Below are 19,737 nucleotides of genomic sequence, written 5' to 3'. Positions count from 1 at the left end.
GGGATTACGCTGGGCAGCGTGCGGTACTCTGGCGCTCGATCAGCTCGAACGGCAGCACGTAATCCCCGTTCAGATCATCGCCGCCGTGCGCGCGGATCAGCTTGGTACATAGCGCTGCGGCGAGCGCTGAGATCGGCTGGCGGATCGCGGTCAGCGGCGGCATGCTGAAGCGCACCCCGGGCGTATCGTCAAAGCTGACCACCGACAGGGCACCCGGAACCGCGATTCCGGCATTGGCGGCGACATGCAGCACCGCAAACGCCATTTCATCGTTGCTGACGATCACGGCGCTCGGAAGATCGCGCAGCGCCAGGATCCGCTCCATCGCCTGCGCCCCCGATGCAAACGAGAAGTCACCATGCTGGATATAGCCGTCGGCAACCGACAGGCCCGCCGCCGCAAGGCCGTCGACATATCCGCGCTCGCGCGCGTCAGAGACAGCATATTGCGCGCTGCCGGATATGAAGGCGATGCGGCGGTGATCGAGCGCGACCAGATGTTCCACTGCGGCGACTGCTGCGGCATGATCGCTCATGAAGACGTTGATACCGTCGTCATGGCGCGAGGACGATCCCATGCGGCCAAACGGGATTCCGCGCTTGGTCAGGAGCGCTGCGAGTTCGGGATTCTCGCTGTGCGGCGGGGTCAGGATCACGCCATCGGGGCGCAGCGATGACAGCGCGCCATCCAATGCCTTGATCGCCAAAGCCGGTTGGGTATCGACCAGCTCGAACAGCAAGTGATAGCCAAGTGCTTCGCAGGTCAGCATCCCGCCGTGCAGCATCTGATCGACCCAGTCATTGCCGCGCCCCGCCGTCCAATTCTCGATCGTGCGGGCGCGGTCGTTGATCGCGAGGATCAGAAAGGACTTGCCGCTGCCCATGCGGCGTGCGGCAAGGCTGGGCACATAACCCAAGTCCTCGATCGCCGCGAGAATCCGTTCGCGGACCACGGGCCGCACGCTTGGCCCGTTATTGAGCACGCGCGACACGGTTTGACGCGAAACGCCAGCGGCCAGCGCCACGTCTTCGATCGTCAGTCCGCTGCCTTTAGCCATTACGTGCTTAAAAATCCTGTCGGCACCGTCGCGGACGCGCAGCCTATCCCCCAATCCGGAGCGCGGCTCAAGGCATGTTCAGCGGGATTGTGTCGGGCAGTGCAATACCATTCCGCTCGCTGGCGCGAGCCGAATGTCCGATAGGGCGAGCGACAGGCGCCCCGCCGTTTCGATGACGAACGGCGTATCGACCGCGCGGAGGGCCGCGCGCGGGCCGAGACAGCGCAGCGGGATCGACACCGTGCGCCATGTGCCGGGGCCGTTGGTCAAGAGCGCCGTGACGTCGGCGAACAGGCCGTCGGGCACCTTGTCCCCCGCCGCGACCGCAGGTCTCACGCCGATCATCACCTTGCCCGTGGGTTTGGCGATGACGCGTAAATCGATCACCAGCGCCTGCCCCGCCGCCGACAGATCGAGCGACCGGGTGGCGGTGACCGCGACCCGCGCGTTTGTCACGCCGCGCCACGTCGCAAGCCTTGCATCCTCTTGCCGGTCGCGATCGATCCCGCGCAGGACCAGCGCGCCCGACTGACTTTGACCGGCATTGCTACTGATCGGAACCGGCGGCGACCCCGCCTCGGTCAGCGACATGCTCCACGCGGCGGGCAGCCCCGCGCGCCCGAGGATCGCGATTCGCGTATTGACGACTTGGCCGATCGGGGCCGTTTCGCGCAGCGGTCGCACCACATTGTGGTCGGCAAAGCGCAAACCGTAGCCGAACGGGAACAGCGTCCCGGGATCGCGTGGCGTCTCGAGCTTCGCCGGCATCGGTCCGTTTGGCCAGCTGAACGACAATTTCCCGCGAAAGTCGTTGGCGACCGACCCGTCGGGCTTTGCGAAAAGCACATCGGCCACGCCGCCGCCTTCGCTGCCCGGCAGGAAAGCGGCGACAAAGGCGTCCGCGGCGTTGATCTCCGGGTTGACCCACATCGGACGCCCCGAGAGGAAAACCGCCACGACCGGCACACCGGCGGCGCGCAATCGCTGCATCGTCTTGTAGCTTTTATAATCGTCGTGGAATTCGAGCGTGTCGAGGTCGCCCATGAATTCGGCATAGGGTTTTTCGCCGAACACGACGATCGCGGCATCGGGCTTGGCGGTGAAGCTGCCATCGACCGACAGCGTGGCGCGTCCGCCTGCGGCGCGGACCGTTTCGTCGATGCCGCCGTAGATCGACTGGGCGTGCGGGAAATCGGCCTTGGTCAGATCGCCGCCGCCTTGCCAACTGATCGTCCAGCCGCCCGATTGCATCGCGACAGAGTCGGCGCCATCGCCCGCCACCAGCACGGTTTGCGCAGGCTTGAGCGGCAACAGATTGCCATTGTTCTTGAGCAAAACGAGCGATTCGCGCACCGCGCGGCGCGCCAGTGCACGGTGATCGGCGCTGGCGAGCAACTCGACCTTGCCCGCCAAGGGGCGCGACGAGGGGCGGCCCTTTTCAAACAATCCGGCCGCAAGCTTTACCCGGAGGATGCGTCGCACCGCCTCGTCGAGCCGCGCCATGCTGATTTCGCCCGATTTCACTTGCGCGGTGGTGGCCGCCAGCAGCGGTTTCCAGCTGTCGGGGGCCATGAAGATGTCGAGCCCGGCATTGAACGATGCGGCGCAGCTGGCGACGGAACAGCCCGGCACCTGGCCATGACCGTTCCAATCACCCACGACCAGACCCTTGAAACCAAGCCCGTGGACGCCAGGCCCGCCGCGCAAATAGCCAGTCAAATGCGCCTTGTCGCCGTGCAGCTTCACGCCGTTGACGCTGGAAAAGGAGGCCATCACGGTTTGCACGCCTGCCGCGATTGCCGGGATATATCCTGCTGCGTGGATGCGACGCAGGTCGGCCTCGGATGCGACCGTATTTCCCTGATCCTTTCCGCCGGTGCCGCCATCGCCCAGGAAATGCTTGGCGGTCGCGATCACCTTGTCGGGGCCGAGAAAGCCCGGGGTTCCGGGCGTGCCTTGCAGCCCTTCGACCATTGCCCCCGCCATCGCCGCGACGACATCGGGGCGTTCGGAATAGCTTTCATAGGTGCGACCCCAGCGCGGATCGCGCACCACCGCCAGCGTCGGCGCGAAGGTCCAGTCGATGCCGGTGACCGCGATTTCAGTGGCGGTGGCAGCGCCGATCGCGCGCACCAATTCTGGATCTCGCGTCGCACCCAGCCCGATATTGTGCGGGAACAGCGTCGCCCCGACGATATTGTTGTGGCCATGCAGCGCATCGATCGCCCAGAGCGTCGGGATCGGCGCGCGGCCATCGGCGCGCGGCGCCATCGCGGCGTCCCAATTGGCGTCGGCCAGCGCCAGCCAGCGTTCGGGCGGCGCGCGCTCGTCGCCGCCCGGTCCCGAATTGCCGCCGCTCAAATAGCTGCCGAAGCGATATTGCGTCATGTCGGCCGCGCTGAAGCTCGCCGTATCGGGCATCACCACCTGCGCGATCTTCTGATCGAGCGACATGCCCGCCAGGATCGCCGCGACGCGCGCGTCGATCGCGCGCTCGGGCGTCGTTTGCGCGCGCGCCGGTTCGGCGAAGGTCGGGGATAGCAAGACCGCGCTCCCTGTTGCCAGGACGGCGCAGAGTGCGAGGAGCGGGAGACGTCGAACCAACGGCACGTTACGCATTACGACCCCGATTTCTGGTACACGCGAACATAATCGACCTCCATCCGCTGCGGGAATGCAGCGTCGTCGACGCCCTTCTGGCCGCCCCAATCGCCGCCGATCGCGAGGTTGAGCAGAATGTGGAACGGCCCGTCGAACGGCCAATCTGAGCGCTTCATGCTCGGCTTCTTGAAACTGAAACCGCGCACGTCATCGACCCCCATCACGATCAGATTGGGCGTCCACGACAGTTGGTAGCGATGCATTTCGGTGCAGGCGGTCGGGACCGATTTGAACGCGGTCTTTTCGGTATGCAGGATGAAATTGGCGGCCTTGGTGTGGAGCGAGAAATGGACCTTGCCCGGATCGAACCCGACATGCTCCATAATGTCGATTTCGCCGCTGTCGGGCCATGGCACCGTCTTGTCGTCGGGCAGCATCCAGATCGCCGGCCAGCTACCGACGCCGCAGGGAAGCTTGGCGCGGACTTCGACCGCGCCATAGGTCCAGCTCGCCGTGCCGAGCGTGCGCAGCCGCGCCGAGCTGTAGCGTTGCTTGCCCCAATCGGGCAGCTTGCTGATCGCATCCGCGTCGGCGCGGGCTTCGATGATCAGCGTGCCATTCTCGACGCGCGCATTTTCTGCACGGTGATCGGCATAATATTGCTTCTCATTATTGTGCCACCCGAGCGCGTTCCGATCGGTATCGTACGCCCATTTGCGATCGTCGGGCAGTCCGTCGACTGCAAACTCGTCCGCCCAGACGAGTTTATAGTCGGCCGGAACAACCGGCTCGGCCTGCGCCGCAGTCGAGATCAGCGTGCCGAGGAGAAGGGCGGCCAGCGAGGAACGGCGCAGGGCATTCGGCATGACGTATCTCCAAAGCGCGGGCAAACGGTAGAGCGATAGCGGCGGACGACCGATACCGGCCGCCCGCGCTACCAGGCGTCAGAACGTAATCCGCAAGCGCCCACCGGCCAGCCGCGGGTTGGTGAAGAACCGCGTGTTGTTGAACTGGTTGACGAGCAGCCCCGCCGCGACGGTGTTGTCGAAGAGGTTGTTCACATACGCCTCGAGCCGAAGATTGCCGTGCGTATACCCGACCGCCATATTGACCAGATAATAAGACGGAATGCGGTCGTTGAGTGACTCGCGCGGCCCGGCAGCGGGCGGATTGAAGTCGATCGAGTTGAAGATCGTCGCGAAGCTCGACGAGCGCCACGATACGCTGATCAGCCCGTCGAACGAGCCGCCGAGCGGCCCGCCCACGGGAATGATCTTGGCGAGCGAGGCATTCAGCTGAAAGCGCGGCGTATAGGGCAGCCGTCGACCGGCGATCGGTCGGGCCTGCGAATCGACGCCCCCGGCGACATCCGCCTGAAAGCGGAAATCCTGCACCGGTGCGGCGTCCTTGATCCGCCCTTCCAGCCACAGAAAATCGGCCCCCAATTTGAAGCGGGCCGGCAGAATGATCGATCCGCTCCCCTGAATGCCGTACGTCTCGCTATTGGCGGCATTGTAGGTGAAGGCCACGACCTGATTTTGGCTGAACCCGTTCGGCACATTCTGCGGCCCGCTTACGTTGACCAGCGGGCTGTTGGGGTCGTTGGGGTTGCTGCGCAACTGCGCGACGATCGAGGTGACGCCGAGCAACGCGGTGAGCTGCTGGTCCTTATAGTCGTTGTAGAAGGCCGAGAGGTTGAGCACCGCCTTGCGCCCCCCGATGGTGAACGCGTTTTTGGTACCCAGTTCGAACAACGTGACCTTTTCCGGCCGGAAATACGGTGCCGGCCCGAGCGACCCGAGATTGTCGTTGAAGCTGGCGGCCTTGTGCCCGCTCGAGACGAGCCCGTAGACCAGATTGTCGTCGGTCAGATCATATTCCAGCCGCCCACGCCAATCGATGAAATTGGTGCGGATTTGCGACGCCTGATTGTTGATCGTGTGCGCGATGAAATTGTAGGTGAACGTGCCGTCTGCGCGGCAGACATAGCCCGGATTGGTCGCCGAATTGATGCAGCCCGCGCCATTGGCAAAGCCGAAATTGGGGTCATTGGCCAGCGCCGGATTGGCGCGGAGCCGCGCGATCGCATCGGCAAAGGCGATCGGGATCGTGTCGCGCGCGCCGAACGATTTCACGCCATCGAGGAAGAAGGCCAGCGCCGCGCCCGGTAGCGGGTCGCCCGCGGGATTGCGCGCGACATCGAAGATCGTGCGGTTGGTGTTGAATTCGAAACCAGGCGTTCCAAGCCGGAAATAGCCGCAGCAGTTGAAATCGGCCGCACCGCCGCCGAAGAACAGCCGCGAGATCACACCCGTGCGCGATTTGCTGTCGTCGGTGTAGCGAAGGCCACCGGTAACGCGCAGTTTCGACGTTACCGAATAGGTCGCGTCGCCGTAAAAGGCGTAGGTCTCGCTCTTAGTCTTGGTGTTGAATTCCTGCCCCTGGAAGAACGAGTTATAATCGGCGACCGAGGTGGCGAGGGTGCGCTGGCGCTCGTTGAAATAATTGCCGCCGACCGAATATTTCAGCGGTTCGGAATCGTTGAAGAAGCGCAACTCGTGGAAATCCGAAAAGGAGCCACCGCGCCCAAGGCCTCGACCGTAATTGTCAGACCGTTCGGCCCCGACCGCCTGTTGCGCGGCAGTTCCGCCGATACCGTAGAAATCCTGCTCGAAACCGGGATAGGCGACGCTCGCCGGACCCGCACCGTCCGATGCGGTGCGCAAATCGCGATGGCTGCCGATATATTGGACGTTGAACAGCCCGTCGGTTTTGTAGGTGACGCGGGCACGGATGCCCGAATGCTCGGTCGAATATTGCTCGCCCAGCGGCCCGGTGATGATGTCACGCGGATTCTTGACCGAATTGACGGCATTGGCGAACCCACCCACCGTGGCCGGATCGAGGAACTTGGAATAATTCGACCCGTTGAACCCGGTCGAATCCTGCTTGTTGTAATCGCCAGCGATCAGGATGCTGAGCCGCGTCGTCGGCTCCCAGAGCAATTGCGCGCGCACGCCGCGATTATTGTCGGCATAGGGGGCTGCGACTTGCGGAAAGCGCCCGACATTGCGGTAATAGGAACCGTGCCGGTCGGCGCTGCCCGACACGCGAAACGCGAGATGGTCGCCCAGCGGCACGTTGAACACGCCGCGGATGCTGGCCTGGTTGAAGTTCCCCGCACCCACTTCCATCACGCCGACAAATTTGCCGAGCTCGGGCGCGAAGGAGATGAAGTTGAGCGACCCGCCCGAGGCGTTGCGCCCGCGCAAGGTGCCCTGCGGCCCGAAATTCACCTCGACCGCCTTCAAGTCGAAATAGGAGTTTGCGAGCCCCTGCACGCGCGGGACATAGACGTCATCGAAATGCGTCGCGACGTTGGGATCGCCAAGCTCGGTATTCTGGTTGGTGCCGATCCCGCGCAACGCGATGTCGATCGCGCCGTTGAAATTCTGCACGCGCAGACCCGGCAGCGTGTCGTTCAGATTCTCGATATTGACGATGCCGACCTTGGCCAATTGCGTCGGGGACAGCACCGCTGCAGTCCCGGCATAGCTTTGCAGCGATTGTGGACGGCGCTCGGCCGTCACAACGATGTCGTTGGGGTCTTCCTTCGCGGGCTTGTCGGCGGTCGCCTCGGTCGGTTGATCGGCCGGTTTGGCTGGCGCGTCCTGTGCGTAAGCCGGCGCGCCGAGCACCAGACTGGCGACTCCAGCCAACAACAGATAACGGTGCGTGTTCATAGCCCTCTCCCCTAAATATCGAATTCTGCGAAACGATGTGACGTGTAGATGCCCCAATTTGTGAAGGTTCACAATCCCAAAGTCGGGGCCTTTCTCGCTCGAACAAGTCTGCTATTTTCCGGCGACGGATCGGGCAATACGGGCTTTAGGCGGTGCGGTCGGCACCACGCGACCGACGGCCGACCACGCCGCTTGAGTCATGCTGGGCACGCTGCCATGATTTACAAACCGGCAAGGGAGGATCTTTCCGCGATGACGATCGACCGGGCGACAACGATCGACTCTCCGGATGGGGTGTTGCGCAGAACGCTGGTCGGCCTTGCTGCTGCGGCGGTTGGGGCGGTGGCCTTGCCGGGTGGCGCTGCTGCGACCGACCATCGGGCGCTGTCCAACCCCCTTGCCAAAGGGCGTCCGCAACCGGCGTTGCGGCGCTTCCGCAGCGCGTCGGTCGACGCCGCCGTCGCGCGGATGCACGCTTTGCTCGATCGCCCCGGCAATCCGCAGCGGCTCGCGACGCTGTTCGACAATTGCTATCCCAACACGCTCGACACCACGGTCTTTCTCGACACGATCGATGGGCGGCCCGACACGTTCGTCATCACCGGCGATATCGACGCGATGTGGCTGCGCGACAGTGCGGCGCAGGTCGAGCCGTATCTGCGCTTCGCAGCAGCGGATGCGCCGCTTCGGCAGCTGATCGCGGGCGTCATCAATCGTCAGACCCGCTGCGTGCTGATCGATCCCTATGCCAATGCCTTCAATCGCAGGCCGACCGGCTCGCCCTGGGCAAACGACCGGACCGAGATGAAGCCCGAATTGCACGAGCGCAAATTCGAGGTCGATTCGCTCTGCTACACCGTGCGATTGGCATATCGGTTTTGGAAGGCGACTGGCGATGTCAGCTGTTTCGACACGGATTGGCGCCGCGCGAGCAAATCGATCGTCGATACCTTCCGCGTCATGCAGCGCAAAGCGGGGCTTGGCCCCTATCGGTTCCAACGGGTGACCGATCGCGCGCAGGATACCGCGCCCAATGCCGGCTATGGCGCGCCGACGCGACCGGTCGGCCTGATCGCCTCGCTGTTCCGCCCGTCCGACGACGCCTGCATCTTCCCGTTCCTGATCCCGTCGAACATGATGGCGGTGGTCGGGCTTCGCCAACTCGCCGAGATGCATCAGGCCATCGCCGCGGACGCGGCGTTCGCGGCGTCCGCGCGTGCTTTGGCGGATGAGGTCGATGCTGCGATCAAAGAGTACGCCGTCGTTGATCATCCCCGCCACGGCCGCGTCTTCGCGTTCGAAGTTGATGGCTATGGTGGCCGGGTGATCATGGATGATGCCAACGCCCCGAGCCTGATCGCTGCGCCCTATCTGGGGTATTGCACCGCCGATGACCCGGTCTACCGCAACACCCGTGCGATGCTGCTCAGCGCGGATAATCCGTGGTATTATCGCGGTCGTGCGGCCGATGGCATTGGCAGCCTGCACACCGAAGCGGGCTCTATCTGGCCGCTCGCCATCATCATGCGCGGCCTGACCAGTACCGACGAAGTAGAAATCGAAACCACCTTGCGGCATTTGATTGCAAGCGACGGCGGCACGGGTTTCATGCACGAATCCTTCGATAGCGACGATCCCACGCGCTATTCTCGGGCGTGGTTCGCCTGGGCCAATGGTTTGTTCGGCGCGCTTGTGTTGAAGATCGCGGACGAGCATCCGACGATTTTCGAACGACTGTAAGTCTTACGACGAGGGTTCCGTGACATAGCGAAAAATGCTCAGGCGACGACTCGTGGGCCTGCTGCCACAGGCCAGCTTTCGGGGCCGAGCGGGAGATCATCCCGCCTATTTTTTCGGCGTCACCCACACCGTCACCGGCACCGCAAAAGAGCCCGGCGCCGGCTTTCCGACCTCGACCCGGTCCGCCGTGACCAATTCGCCACTCGTCAAGTTGAACGATACCCATGGCTTCGGCATCCGGCCGAAGGTGAATTTCTGGATCGGCTGGCCGGTGGTTGTGTTCAAGATCGTCGCGGTGATGCCCATGCGGAGCGGATAGAGCGCGGCGCGGCATTGTCCAATCGGTTTGTCGGGCACGGCCGGCGATCCTGCTCCGTTGGGCGCGTGCAATCCATATTTCCTCGACACTTCGATCCTATTAGCGTGGGGCATGCGCATCCGCCTGTTCCACCAGTTGTTCATTCTGATCACGGCCAGCGTCCTCGTCGCGGTGCTGTCGATGGCGGCGGTCATGGCGCTTAACTTGCAGCGTGGCTTTGACGGCTATCTCGCGGCGCGCGACACCGAAGAGCTCGAACGGTTTGTCGATCTGGCCGGGCGCAAGATCGCTGCAAGCGGTGGCGCGCCTGCGTTGCAGTCGGGGCGGGTGACGCTTGGTGGCCTGTTGGGAGACTTTGCCGCAGTGCAAGGTCGCCCGCCCCGGCCGGGTCGCCCGCCGCCCGGCATGGGTCCGCCGCCGGGTCCGGACGGGCGGGCGCTGCCGCCGCCACGGCGCGGCCCGGACGGTCGTCTGCCGCCACCGCCCGAGGAGTTTGGCGCGCGACTGATCCTGTTCGACGCGGCGCACCGCGTGATTGCTGGGCCGCCCGGTGCGGCGACTTTCCCCGCCGATCGCGGCGCGACGCGACCGATCCGCATCGCGGGAACAACGGTCGCACTCGCCCAGTTGATCCCGCGCGCGCCGATCCCCGGCGGCGTTGAGGCGCGATTTCTCACCAGCCAATATTATGGCGCGCTGTGGCTTGCTGCCTTGCTAACCGCGCTCGGTGCCTTGGCTGCGTGGGGGCTGGCACGGCTGGGCGCGCGGCGGCTCGGCCGCCTCAAGATCGCGACCGATGCGATCGCCGGCGGCGATTTCACCTATCGCTTGCCAAGCCATGGCAAGGACGAGGTCGACGATGTCGCCCGCAACGTGAACCGCATGGCGGAGAGCCTTGCCCGGCTCGATACCGCGCGGCGACGCTGGCTGGCGGAGGTCAGCCATGAATTGCGCACGCCTTTGTCGGCGATCCGTGGCGAGCTCGACGCGCTCGAGGATGGTCTCCGTCCGCTCGATCCTCGAGGATTTACACTTCCTCGCGATGACCGATCTGTCGGGTCAGCCATGTCGTTTCACCCAGGCAGATGCTGTCGCGATCTGTGCGAAGACGATCGCGCGATTTGGCTCGCGGGCCAAGGCGGCGGGGATTGCCCTGACCTTTGACACGATGGGTGACCCCGACCCGTGTGTGCGATGGGATGTCGCGCGGATCGAGCAATTGCTCGCCAATGTGCTGACTAATGCATTGCGCTACACCGATGCACCGGGGCAGGTGCGCGTTATGCTGGCAGCGGTGGGGGAGCATCTGCATGTGACCGTCGAGGATAGCGCCCCTGGCGTGCCGCCTGAGCATCTGGAGGCGCTATTCGCACCGCTTTACCGGCTCGATGCGGCGCGCAGCCGGGTGTCGGGGGGGAGCGGGCTGGGGCTGGCAGTCAGCGAGGCGATCGCGCGTGCGCATGGCGGCACGATCGTCGCTGCGCCATCGTCGCTCGGCGGGCTGGCGATCCGGATCGCTCTGCCGCGGATGGCCGTGGCATGACGGTGCGCACGGTCTTCGTGGTCGAGGACGATCCGAAGATCGCCGCCGTGCTTGCCGATTATCTGCGCGCCGGGGGCTATGGCGCGCGCGTCTTCCCCGATGGCCGCGCGGTGGTGGCGGCAGTCCGCGCCGAGCCACCCGCCGCGATGATCCTCGATCTCGGGCTTCCGGGGATGGACGGGATGGCGATCTGCGCGGCGGTGCGCGCGTTCAGCGCGGTGCCGATCCTGATGCTGACCGCCCGCGTCGAGCAGGCCGATCGATTGGCCGGGCTTGATGGCGGGGCCGACGATTATGTCTGCAAGCCGTTCGAGGCGCGCGAGGTCATGGCGCGCGTGAACGCGATGATCCGCCGCGCCGAGGGTCGAGTGACGCGCGATGCGTCGGCATTGCCGTGGGTGATCGATGAGGACGGACAGCGCGTCGCGTGGCGCGGGACCTGGCTCGATCTCAGCCCATCCGAATTTTGCATCCTGGCCGCGATGGTGCGCAGCCCCGGCCGCGTGTTCACGCGCGACCAGTTGCTCGATCGCTTGGGCACCCGTGCGCTCGACAGCGGCGATCGCGCGATCGACAGCCACATGAAAAACATCCGCCGCAAAATCGCGCGCGTGGAGCCCGACGCGGCGTGCGTGGCGTCGGTTTACGGCGTGGGATATCGGTTCGAGGGGTAGCGGCTATCCCACCCCGGGCAGCACCGGCAGGATGCGCGCGACCAGCATCACGGCGCCGAGCATTGCCGCGATCACCGATGCGAGGCGCGGCAGGGCAAGCGTGGGCGGCACGGTCACGATTCGTCGAACAAGCGTCGCGAGCGCCAGCACCGCGCCGAGAAACGCGAACTGCCCCAGCTCGATCCCGATATTGAACCCGGCCAGCGTCGCCAGCCGGTGCGCGCCGTCGGCGGCCATTGCGCCGATCGCCGACGCAAAGCCAAGCCCGTGGAGCAAGCCGCAAGCGAACACGATCGCGACGCGCGCCCGCGCTTCGGCCGGACTGCCATGCCCGCCGCGCCACAGGTTCAGCACCGCCATCAGGATGATGCTCGCGGCGATTCCCGGCTCGACGATCGCGGCCGAGATCCGCACCGCGCCTAATGCTGCGAGCGTCAGCGTGATGCTGTGTGCGATCGTGAAGCTCGTTACCACGCTCAGCCAATAGCGCCAGCCGGCCGCCGCGACGATGATGGTCATCAGGAACAGCAAATGATCGGGGCCGGTCAGGATATGCTCGATCCCGATCCGGACGAAATCGACGAAGGTCGCAAAGCCGCCACGAAAGAAGCGGTGTTCGGCAGCCCCCGGGCGCAGGATCGCAACTTCGGCGGTGTCCTCGCGCTTGTCGCGCTTGGCGGTGATCGTCATCTGGCCTTCGCCGCTACGCGTCCCGAACAGGTCGGTGGCGACCATCGGGCTGTGCGGTGGGGTCGCGAAGCGCACGCTATGCAGCACGACGATATAATCGCTGTCGGCGGCCGGCCCTTCGGTTTGCGGGGACCAGGCCATCGTCATGAGCGGCGTGCCCGCTGCGCCATCGGCCGACACCGTGAAATGCCGCGCGAATTGCATCGATATGTCGTGCGAATGGCGGGCGATCTCGCTTTGCGATGCGCCGCCGCTGCCATCGTCGTCGATTCCGTTGAGCGCAGAAACCGGGACCGACACGACGAAATAGGCGGTGTTGCCAACGACGTTCATTGTCGCCGTCTGCGCGGGCAGCAAATGCGCGTCGGCAGCAACGACAAGCCCGGCCAGCCCGAGGAGAAAGAGGGCAAATCGCCAAATCACCAGCGCGGCCTTGCAAAGGTGCCGAAGGGCGGCGGACCATCATCGGCCACGCGCGCGGGCGTGCCCTTCACGCACCGCTGGATGAAGGGGAAGCCATCGGTTGCGTAATAATGATAGATGCCGCGCGGGAATTCCGGCGTCACGTCACGGCGGCCATTGCATTGGTCGAGATCGCCGAGCCCCGCGACGAATTCATAGTCTTGCGTGAAGGTCCCCATCGGCGCGAAGTCGACGCGCGGCCGCCCGGCATCGGGCCGCGCTTTCAGCCGGTAACTCGGCCGCATCGCGCGCAGCGAACTGGCCAGCGCCATCGCATCGGCATGGCCAAAGCGTGCATAGATCGGATACCCGTCGACCGCCCAGCCGATCAGCGCCATCGCGCGACCGGCGCGTGCGGCGGGGCTCAGCATACCCTCGGGCACGCCGTGATAATGATACGCCCCGCCGGGTTGCACATGCGCGTGGTTGGCATCGACCCCGAAGGCGAAGAACGTCTGGCCCAGCGCCTCGATCCGCCATGGATTACCATGGCCCGCACCACGATCGACGCAGGGCGTATCGCAGCTTTGCGCAGTGCCCGGATCAAACTTGATCCCGTTCAGCGCATAACCTGCAACCTTGACGAACGCGCCAGACCCGGCACGCGCCACCGGGGTGAGCGTGGTCGAAAACCGCACCGATTGCGCAGCGAGCGGGTTCGGATTGCCCGCATTGGGAAACGCCCCCACGCGATGATTGGGCACTCCGTTGGCGACGAGCGTGCGGGCGTCGGCGCTGCAGCTCCAGCGGGCTTCGAACCGCAGCCTGACCGAGGCGTTGGTGCCTTTGGACTGGAGCGCGCACAGCGTCGTGCGGGTATCGACGGCCGTCGCCGGGATCGCGACGCCTTGCTCGGGTCGCGGCGGGCCGCCGGCAGGCCCGCCGCGCGGCAGGCACGCCAGTTGCAGGCCGGGCGGCGCATGGCATGTCCCATCGTCCATTGGACCACCGGGCCTCCCGACGCTGCACCTCGCGCCCTCGGTTTTGGCTTTGCATGCAGCCAAGGCTTCGATCGGCGGTCGTGGCCGCGGTCCCGTTTCATCGCCGCGCGTCTGAGCGAGGATCGTCGATGTGCCGGCCAGACCAAATCCGATCAGCAAGAGCTGAAGGCTGCGCCGATCAGCCTTGGCGATCATCTAGAACGTGCCTTTGAAGCAGCGCGGCAGATACGGATACGTGTCGGTGGCGTAGTAATGATAGATTCCGCTGGGGAACTCGGGCGTCACGCCGAAGCGCCCGTTGCAATCATCGAGATCGCCCGAGCCCGCGACATAATTCGAGTCGCTGACGAAGGTGCCGAGCGGGATATTGGCAGCAGACGGCCGGCCCGTATCGGCGACGGTGTCGACGGCGTAGCTGCCCTTGATCACTTTCAGCGTACTCGCCGCGCTGGTCGCGACGCTATAGCCGTAGCGAGCGTAGATCGGGTAGCCATCGGGTGCCCAGCCGATCAGCACCATCCGCTGCGCGGCGCTGCCGACGCCGGCTGCCGTCAGAATGCCCTCAGGCATGCCGTGATAATGATAAATGCCGCCGGGTTGGACATGCGCATTGTTGCTGTCGACACCGAAATCGAAGAAACTCTGCAAGGCTTCGAGCGAATAGGTGCCGGCGCCGATCGCGGTGCAATCCGAGGCTTTGGTCGCAGTGCTTGGGCAACTGCCGCCGGTGCCAGGATCTAATTTCACGCCGTTCAGCGCATAGCCGAGTGACCGCGATGCGTTGTTGCTGCTCGTCAGCGTGGGCGCGAGCGTCGCCGAAAAGCTCACGTTCTGGACGGTCGGTGTGTTGGGGTTGCCCGAATTGGGGAAGGTGCCGATCTGATGGTTCGGCACGCCGTTCGCGGTCAATGTCCGGGTCGATGACGAGCAGGTCCAGGATGATGTGCTGGTGGCGGTGACGCCGGTCGTCAGCGTGATGTTGGGCGTGCTCTGGCTATAGGGGCACAGGATGGAGGCTGTGCTGGTCGACCCCGATGTCGGTGTTGGCGTGGGTGTAGAGCTCGGCGTGGGCGTGGGTGTCGGGGTCGGCGAAACGACCGCGACGCTGCTCGTCGTGCTGCCGTTCGCGCCGCAACCGCCAAGGCTGAGGATCAATGCCAGTCCCGTCATCGATCCCAAGTGGCCGTAGACTTTCGACATCGCAGCGCTCCCGTTCTTGCGTTCGACGCCGGATTAGCCGCGCATTGTGGAGCCACTATGGGCATCCCAAGCGCCGGCGATGTTGGCTTTCGCGCGGCAACGGACGCGCGACCACCGTGATGCGCGGCCAATAAACGCCATTGCCCGGGCGGCGATTGCGCTTAACACCGTGCCGTTCCTTCAAAGGATTATCGAATGCGACGAATGTCCCGATCCCTGCTTGCGATTGTGCTCGCGGCCACCGCCATGCCGGCTTTCGCGCAGGATCGTACCGAGCGGTTGCTCGGCGAATTGGCCGATGCGCCGGGGCCGTCGGGCTTCGAGGAGGCGGTCCGCGCGATCATGGTGCGCGAGATGAAGGCATCGACCGATCAGATCAGCTATGACGGCATGGGCTCGGTCATCGCCGCACACGGGTCGAGCGGTCCCAAGATCATGCTCGACGCGCATATGGACGAACTGGGCGGCGTCGTCCGGCGCGTCACGCCGACCGGCTTCCTGTCGATGCAGATGCTCGGCGGCTGGCTCGATCAGGCGCTGCCCGATCAGCGCTGGATCATCATCGGCAGTAAGGGGCCGGTCCATGCGGTAACGGGCATTCGCGATATCCATGTCGTGCCGACCGAGGAGCGTGGGAAGGTCTTCCCGCGCGATTCGCTTTATCTCGACGTCGGCGCGCGCAGCGCTGCCGATGTCGCGAAACTCGGGCTCAGCGCGGGCGATCCGGTCGTGCCCGACGCACCGTTCGTGGCGCTGCCGGGTGGCCGCTACTTGGGCAAGGCGTGGGATGACCGCGTCGGCTGCGCCGTGGTGCTGGAGGCGTTGCGGCGGTTGGCGGCGAGCGGCCATCCCAATCGCCTGTTCGTCGCAGCCACCGTGCAGGAAGAGATCGGGCTGCGCGGCGCGCGAACCGCGTCGGACCTGATCAAGCCCGATATTGGCATCGCGATCGAAGGCGGCATCACCGGCGACAGCCCCGGCCGCAACCTCGAGGAGACGCAGGCGGCGCTTGGCGCCGGGCCGGGCATCTTCCTTTACGACAGTAGCACGCTGCCGAACCGCAAGATGGTCGCGCTGGTACGCGATGTGGCGGCGGCGAAACGGATTCCGCTGCAAACTGATCTGGTGCAGGGCTATGGCGACGACAGCGCGGCGATCCAGGCAACCGCGGGCGGTGTGCCGACGGTCAATCTGGTGGTGCCGGCGCGCTATACCCATGCGCATAACGGCATCATCGATCGCGCCGATTTCGACGGCATGGTCGATTTGGTCGTCGGGCTGATCCAGCGGCTCGACGCCAAGACCGTCGCGCACCTGCGCGATTTTGCGCCAACCAACTAATCGCCAAGGTATTATCGATGCGCCTCCTCCTTTTCGTCGGCCTGATTGTTGCCGCGCCCGTTTCGGCCAAGACGTACGATCTCCCGGCGACGCCGCAGACCGTCGCGTGGGGGCATTATGATGCAACCGACAAGCCGGTGCTGACGATCCGCTCGGGCGACACGGTCATCGTCCACACGCTGCTGACCAGCAGCCCGGCGCGGCTCGAAAAGGCCGGCGTCGCGCCGCAGGACGTCGAGCCGGCGTTGCGCGCGGTGTTCGACGGCGTCCCCGCCGCCAGCCGCGGTCCGGGTGGGCATATCCTGACCGGCCCGATCGCGATCGAAGGCGCCGAACCCGGCGACACGCTGGAGGTGCAGATTCGCAAGATCGATCTGGCGATCCCGTATGCCTATAATGCATTTGGCTATGGTGCCGGTTTCCTGACCGACGACTTCCCGTATTCACGGATCAAGATCGTTCCGCTCGACAAGGCGCGCATGGTGGCGGCCTTCGCACCGGGCATCGCCGTGCCGCTTCATCCGTTCTTCGGCAGCATGGGAGTCGCGCCACCGCCGGCGTTCGGACGTTACGATTCGGCGCCGCCGAGCATCCATGGCGGCAATATGGATGATAAGGCGCTGGTGGCGGGGACGACGCTGTTTCTGCCGGTCCATGCGACGGGCGCCTTGTTCCAGGTCGGCGACGGGCACGCCGCACAGGGCAATGGCGAAGTCGATATCACCGCGCTCGAGACCTCGCTGGTGGGTACGCTTGAGTTCGTTCTGCACAAGGGTGAAAAAACGCCTTACCCGCGTGCCGAAACGCCGGATGCCTATATCGCGATGGGGTTCGACGACGATCTCAGCAACGCGACGCGCAAGGCGCTGCGCAACATGCTCGATTTCCTTGTATCGGTGAAAGGCATGTCGCGCGATGACGCCTATATGCTGATGAGCGTTGCGGGGGATGTCGAAATCACCGAACTGGTGGACCGCAACAAAGGGGTTCATGTCGTTCTGAAAAAAGCGCTATTTCAGGCGCAATGATCGACGCCCCGATCGGGGTGATACCGCTCAGCCTCCTTCGATTGTCCCGCGCGCGGCATCCAATCGTGCGGCATAGTCGGCCAGCACCTTCGCGGTGCGTTCGGCAAAGACAGCAGAATCGTCGAAACGGCGTTCCTCGATCGCCTCGCGCACGCCCGGAAGCGTCTTCGCGCCATATCCGGTAAAGCGGCCCGGGGCGTAGATGAGGTTCTTGTACCAAGGCCGCCCTGGCAGCCCGCGCTCGTCGAGCAAGAGCTGGTCGATGTCGCGGATTTGCGCGTTGAGCTGCGCGCGGCGCGCGGGATCGAGCTTGCCGCCTTTGTCGGCATAGGCGGCATCGTAGCGCATCGCGGCGGTTTGCAAGCGGTCCACGGCATTCTCCAGAACGGCGAATTCGATGAACGGTGTCCGCGCCTCGGGCGGCGGGGCCGCGACTGGCTTGAGCGGATCGGATGCCAGACCGAAGGCACCGTCCGCGAGCAATTTTTCGCGCTTGCCGTCCTGGGTACGGCGATCCTCGGCGAGCTTTTTGATTTCGCTCAGATAGGTCGCGACCGTCGTCGCGAAGTCACCGAAGCGCTGCGGCGGGGTGGCAGAATCGGCGACGCGCAGGACGAGCCGCCCGACCGTCTTCGACAGCGCTGCGCCGTATTTCAGGCCCGGATCATCGAACGTCGTCATGTGGTGATAGCTGTCGTAGATCGAATGATAGACCCCGCCGCTTTCCTCTTCGCCGCCGAAACCGATATTGAGCGCAGGCAGCCCGAGATGCTGGAGAAAGGCGGAATAGTCCGACCCCGATCCGAGCGCGCCGAGCGGGAAATCGCCGCCCTTCTCTGCGGCCGCAAGCGCGGCCTCATCCACCCGCCCGCGCTTGTCATACGCACCGACGCGGATTGCGGCGGCACGCCGTGCGGCAACGGTCGCGTTGGTTTCAGGGTCGATCACGTCGGCCGCAACGCCATTCACCAAATGCTGGAAGTCGTGGCTGCCCTCGGCTTGCAGGAAGCCGCGGCCGTTGCCGTCGGTGTTGATGTAGATCACGCCCTTTGCCTTCAACTCGGCGGCATGCTGTTCGGCCCATTCGGTCGAACCGAGCAGCATCGGTTCCTCGGCGTCCCAGCCGGTATAGACGATCGTCCGCGCTGGTCGCCAGCCCTGCGCCCAGAGTGCGCCGAGCGCCTTCGCCTCCGACATCATCGCCACGTTACCCGACAACGGATCGGACGCGCCGAACACCCATCCGTCATGATGGTTTCCGCGCAGCACCCATTGGTCGGGATAAATCGCGCCCTTCAACGTCGCGATAACGTTGTAGACGGGCTTTTGCGACCAGTCGGACTTGACCGCGAGATGCACTTTGACTGCGCCGTCGCCGCCCATGTGGTAGGTGATCGGCAACCCGCCATGGAACGACGCTGGCGAGATCGGCCCGCCAAGCCGCTGCAGCAGCTTCTGCGCATCGCCATACGACATCGGCAGCACGGGGATTTTCAGGATCGTCTGCGCGTCGGTGCGCGACAGGCGCTTGGCCCCGGGTACCGAGCCGATACCGGGTGTCAGCGGATCGCCGGGATAGACCGTCATGTCGGCGACCGAGCCGCGCTGCACGCCGTTCGCGTTGCGCGCACCGCCCTTGGGATAGACATCGCCTTCGCCGTATCCGTCATCCGCCGGATCGGAATAGATGATCGTGCCGACCGCGCCATGTTCCTGCGCCAGCTTCGGCTTCAAACCGCGCCAGCCGACGCCGTAGCGCGCAATCGCGATCTTGCCCTTCACATCGACACCGCGTCGCGCGAGCGCCTTGTAATCGTCAGGCAGGCCGTAATTGACATAGACGAGGTCGGCAGTGACGTCGCCGTCGCCTTGAAACGCGACATAGGGCGGCAGCGCGCCTGCGGTGTTGGCCGATGTGTCGTCTCCGGCGACCGGCGGTTCCTGCCCGCCAAGCACGATCTTCTCGGGTGCGAGCATTTCGACCGTCGTCGAAATCGGCGTGGGATAGAGGACCGAGAACGTCTCAATCTTTGCGTCCCAGCCCCATTCCTTGAACTTCGCCAGCATGAACTCGGCATTGGCCTTGTCGTGCGGCGAACCGACATGGTTGGGTTCCGACGACATCGTCTTCAGCCAGTCGAGCTGATCCTGCGAACTGATGGTCGCGTCGAACGCGCGTTCGATCGCTTTGGCGTCGGTCGGCGCGTCGGTTTGCGCGGTCGCGACCGAGGATAATGTCAGCGCGCTCGCGCTGGTCAGAATCGCGCGAAGTCGTGCCATGTTTCAATCCTTATCGTGTGTCGCAGGAATGCGCCGCGCATCGGACGAGCGCAAGACCGTCGCTAATCCGTTCCGTGCCGATCCGAACAGCATCCGATCTCCCGCACGTCCGCACTTG

General features: G+C 64.8%; 15 protein-coding genes. 6 read left to right on the top strand and 9 right to left on the bottom strand.

Translation table 11 applies throughout. The features are described 5' to 3' along the window. Positions 1 to 4 precede the first annotated feature (4 nt). From IEV62_RS05910 to IEV62_RS05895, 4 genes are all read right to left on the bottom strand, one after another. A complete protein-coding gene (locus IEV62_RS05910; protein WP_188445941.1) occupies positions 5 to 1,057 on the bottom strand; it encodes a LacI family DNA-binding transcriptional regulator in 1,053 nt (350 codons plus the stop codon). 78 nt (positions 1,058 to 1,135) lie between these two features. After that, complete coding sequence (locus IEV62_RS05905) at positions 1,136 to 3,601, bottom strand: glycoside hydrolase family 3 protein (protein WP_229732844.1); 2,466 nt, start codon at positions 3,599 to 3,601, stop codon at positions 1,136 to 1,138. 74 nt (positions 3,602 to 3,675) lie between these two features. Next, entirely contained in the window at positions 3,676 to 4,524 is an 849-nt protein-coding gene (locus IEV62_RS05900; RefSeq protein ID WP_188445940.1) for a glycoside hydrolase family 16 protein, read from the bottom strand. 78 nt (positions 4,525 to 4,602) lie between these two features. Then, complete coding sequence (locus IEV62_RS05895) at positions 4,603 to 7,401, bottom strand: TonB-dependent receptor (protein WP_188445939.1); 2,799 nt, start codon at positions 7,399 to 7,401, stop codon at positions 4,603 to 4,605. Positions 7,402 to 7,653: 252 nt separating this feature from the next. Here IEV62_RS05895 and IEV62_RS05890 point away from each other — a divergent pair, with 252 nt between their 5' ends. Continuing rightward, entirely contained in the window at positions 7,654 to 9,141 is a 1,488-nt protein-coding gene (locus IEV62_RS05890; RefSeq protein ID WP_188445938.1) for a glycoside hydrolase family 125 protein, read from the top strand. A 105-nt stretch (positions 9,142 to 9,246) separates the two neighbouring features. Here the strand turns inward: IEV62_RS05890 and IEV62_RS05885 are convergent, their stop codons facing one another. Continuing rightward, complete coding sequence (locus IEV62_RS05885; protein WP_188445969.1) at positions 9,247 to 9,447, bottom strand: hypothetical protein; 201 nt, start codon at positions 9,445 to 9,447, stop codon at positions 9,247 to 9,249. Positions 9,448 to 9,571: 124 nt separating this feature from the next. Between IEV62_RS05885 and IEV62_RS05880 the strand changes: the two genes are divergently transcribed. From IEV62_RS05880 to IEV62_RS05870, 3 genes are read left to right on the top strand one after another with little or no spacing between them, the layout of a single operon-like run. Beyond that, entirely contained in the window at positions 9,572 to 10,624 is a 1,053-nt protein-coding gene (locus IEV62_RS05880) for a HAMP domain-containing protein (protein ID WP_188445937.1), read from the top strand. 4 nt (positions 10,625 to 10,628) lie between these two features. Beyond that, entirely contained in the window at positions 10,629 to 11,003 is a 375-nt protein-coding gene (locus IEV62_RS05875; protein WP_188445936.1) for an ATP-binding protein, read from the top strand. Then, positions 11,000 to 11,677 carry a response regulator gene (locus tag IEV62_RS05870; protein ID WP_188445935.1) on the top strand — a complete coding sequence of 226 codons (678 nt, stop codon included), beginning with the start codon at positions 11,000 to 11,002 and terminating at the stop codon, positions 11,675 to 11,677. The genes IEV62_RS05875 and IEV62_RS05870 overlap by 4 nt, the downstream gene beginning before the upstream one ends. A gap of 3 nt (positions 11,678 to 11,680) precedes the next feature. On the opposite strand, the gene IEV62_RS05865 is transcribed toward IEV62_RS05870, so the two are convergent. The 3 genes from IEV62_RS05865 to IEV62_RS05855 all read right to left on the bottom strand — a co-directional run bounded on the left by IEV62_RS05865 (position 11,681) and on the right by IEV62_RS05855 (position 14,970). Further along, positions 11,681 to 12,790 (bottom strand): HupE/UreJ family protein, encoded by a 1,110-nt coding sequence (locus tag IEV62_RS05865; RefSeq protein ID WP_188445934.1) that lies wholly within the window; start codon positions 12,788 to 12,790, stop codon positions 11,681 to 11,683. Continuing rightward, the gene (locus IEV62_RS05860) at positions 12,787 to 13,770 is read right to left on the bottom strand and encodes a YHYH protein (protein WP_188445933.1); all 984 of its coding nucleotides are present in this window, start codon (positions 13,768 to 13,770) and stop codon (positions 12,787 to 12,789) included. The genes IEV62_RS05865 and IEV62_RS05860 overlap by 4 nt, the downstream gene beginning before the upstream one ends. A gap of 195 nt (positions 13,771 to 13,965) precedes the next feature. Next, positions 13,966 to 14,970 (bottom strand): YHYH protein, encoded by a 1,005-nt coding sequence (locus tag IEV62_RS05855; protein WP_188445932.1) that lies wholly within the window; start codon positions 14,968 to 14,970, stop codon positions 13,966 to 13,968. A gap of 204 nt (positions 14,971 to 15,174) precedes the next feature. Here IEV62_RS05855 and IEV62_RS05850 point away from each other — a divergent pair, with 204 nt between their 5' ends. Further along, entirely contained in the window at positions 15,175 to 16,311 is a 1,137-nt protein-coding gene (locus IEV62_RS05850) for a M42 family metallopeptidase (RefSeq protein WP_229732843.1), read from the top strand. 17 nt (positions 16,312 to 16,328) lie between these two features. Further along, positions 16,329 to 17,339, top strand: a complete 1,011-nt coding sequence (locus IEV62_RS05845) for an acetamidase/formamidase family protein (RefSeq protein ID WP_188445930.1) — start codon at positions 16,329 to 16,331, stop codon at positions 17,337 to 17,339. 27 nt (positions 17,340 to 17,366) lie between these two features. On the opposite strand, the gene IEV62_RS05840 is transcribed toward IEV62_RS05845, so the two are convergent. After that, positions 17,367 to 19,619 (bottom strand): transferrin receptor-like dimerization domain-containing protein, encoded by a 2,253-nt coding sequence (locus IEV62_RS05840; RefSeq protein ID WP_188445929.1) that lies wholly within the window; start codon positions 19,617 to 19,619, stop codon positions 17,367 to 17,369. Positions 19,620 to 19,737: the final 118 nt, after the last annotated feature.

This window comes from Sphingomonas psychrolutea (assembly GCF_014636175.1).
GTDB classification, from domain to species: domain Bacteria; phylum Pseudomonadota; class Alphaproteobacteria; order Sphingomonadales; family Sphingomonadaceae; genus Sphingomonas; species Sphingomonas psychrolutea.
The sequence above is the reverse complement of the archived record's forward strand: the minus strand, read 5'-3'. Positions and strand labels throughout refer to the sequence as shown.

Coding starts and splice junctions, on each gene's coding strand:
- IEV62_RS05895 (WP_188445939.1), bottom strand. CDS start 7,401: ATGAACACGCACCGTTATCTGTTGTTGGCTGGAGTCGCCAGTCTGGTG.
- IEV62_RS05875 (WP_188445936.1), top strand. CDS start 10,629: ATGGGTGACCCCGACCCGTGTGTGCGATGGGATGTCGCGCGGATCGAG.
- IEV62_RS05850 (WP_229732843.1), top strand. CDS start 15,175: ATGTCCCGATCCCTGCTTGCGATTGTGCTCGCGGCCACCGCCATGCCG.
- IEV62_RS05910 (WP_188445941.1), bottom strand. CDS start 1,057: ATGGCTAAAGGCAGCGGACTGACGATCGAAGACGTGGCGCTGGCCGCT.
- IEV62_RS05885 (WP_188445969.1), bottom strand. CDS start 9,447: ATGGGCATCACCGCGACGATCTTGAACACAACCACCGGCCAGCCGATC.
- IEV62_RS05845 (WP_188445930.1), top strand. CDS start 16,329: ATGCGCCTCCTCCTTTTCGTCGGCCTGATTGTTGCCGCGCCCGTTTCG.
- IEV62_RS05840 (WP_188445929.1), bottom strand. CDS start 19,619: ATGGCACGACTTCGCGCGATTCTGACCAGCGCGAGCGCGCTGACATTA.
- IEV62_RS05870 (WP_188445935.1), top strand. CDS start 11,000: ATGACGGTGCGCACGGTCTTCGTGGTCGAGGACGATCCGAAGATCGCC.
- IEV62_RS05855 (WP_188445932.1), bottom strand. CDS start 14,970: ATGTCGAAAGTCTACGGCCACTTGGGATCGATGACGGGACTGGCATTG.
- IEV62_RS05860 (WP_188445933.1), bottom strand. CDS start 13,770: ATGGACGATGGGACATGCCATGCGCCGCCCGGCCTGCAACTGGCGTGC.
- IEV62_RS05890 (WP_188445938.1), top strand. CDS start 7,654: ATGACGATCGACCGGGCGACAACGATCGACTCTCCGGATGGGGTGTTG.
- IEV62_RS05900 (WP_188445940.1), bottom strand. CDS start 4,524: ATGCCGAATGCCCTGCGCCGTTCCTCGCTGGCCGCCCTTCTCCTCGGC.
- IEV62_RS05880 (WP_188445937.1), top strand. CDS start 9,572: ATGCGCATCCGCCTGTTCCACCAGTTGTTCATTCTGATCACGGCCAGC.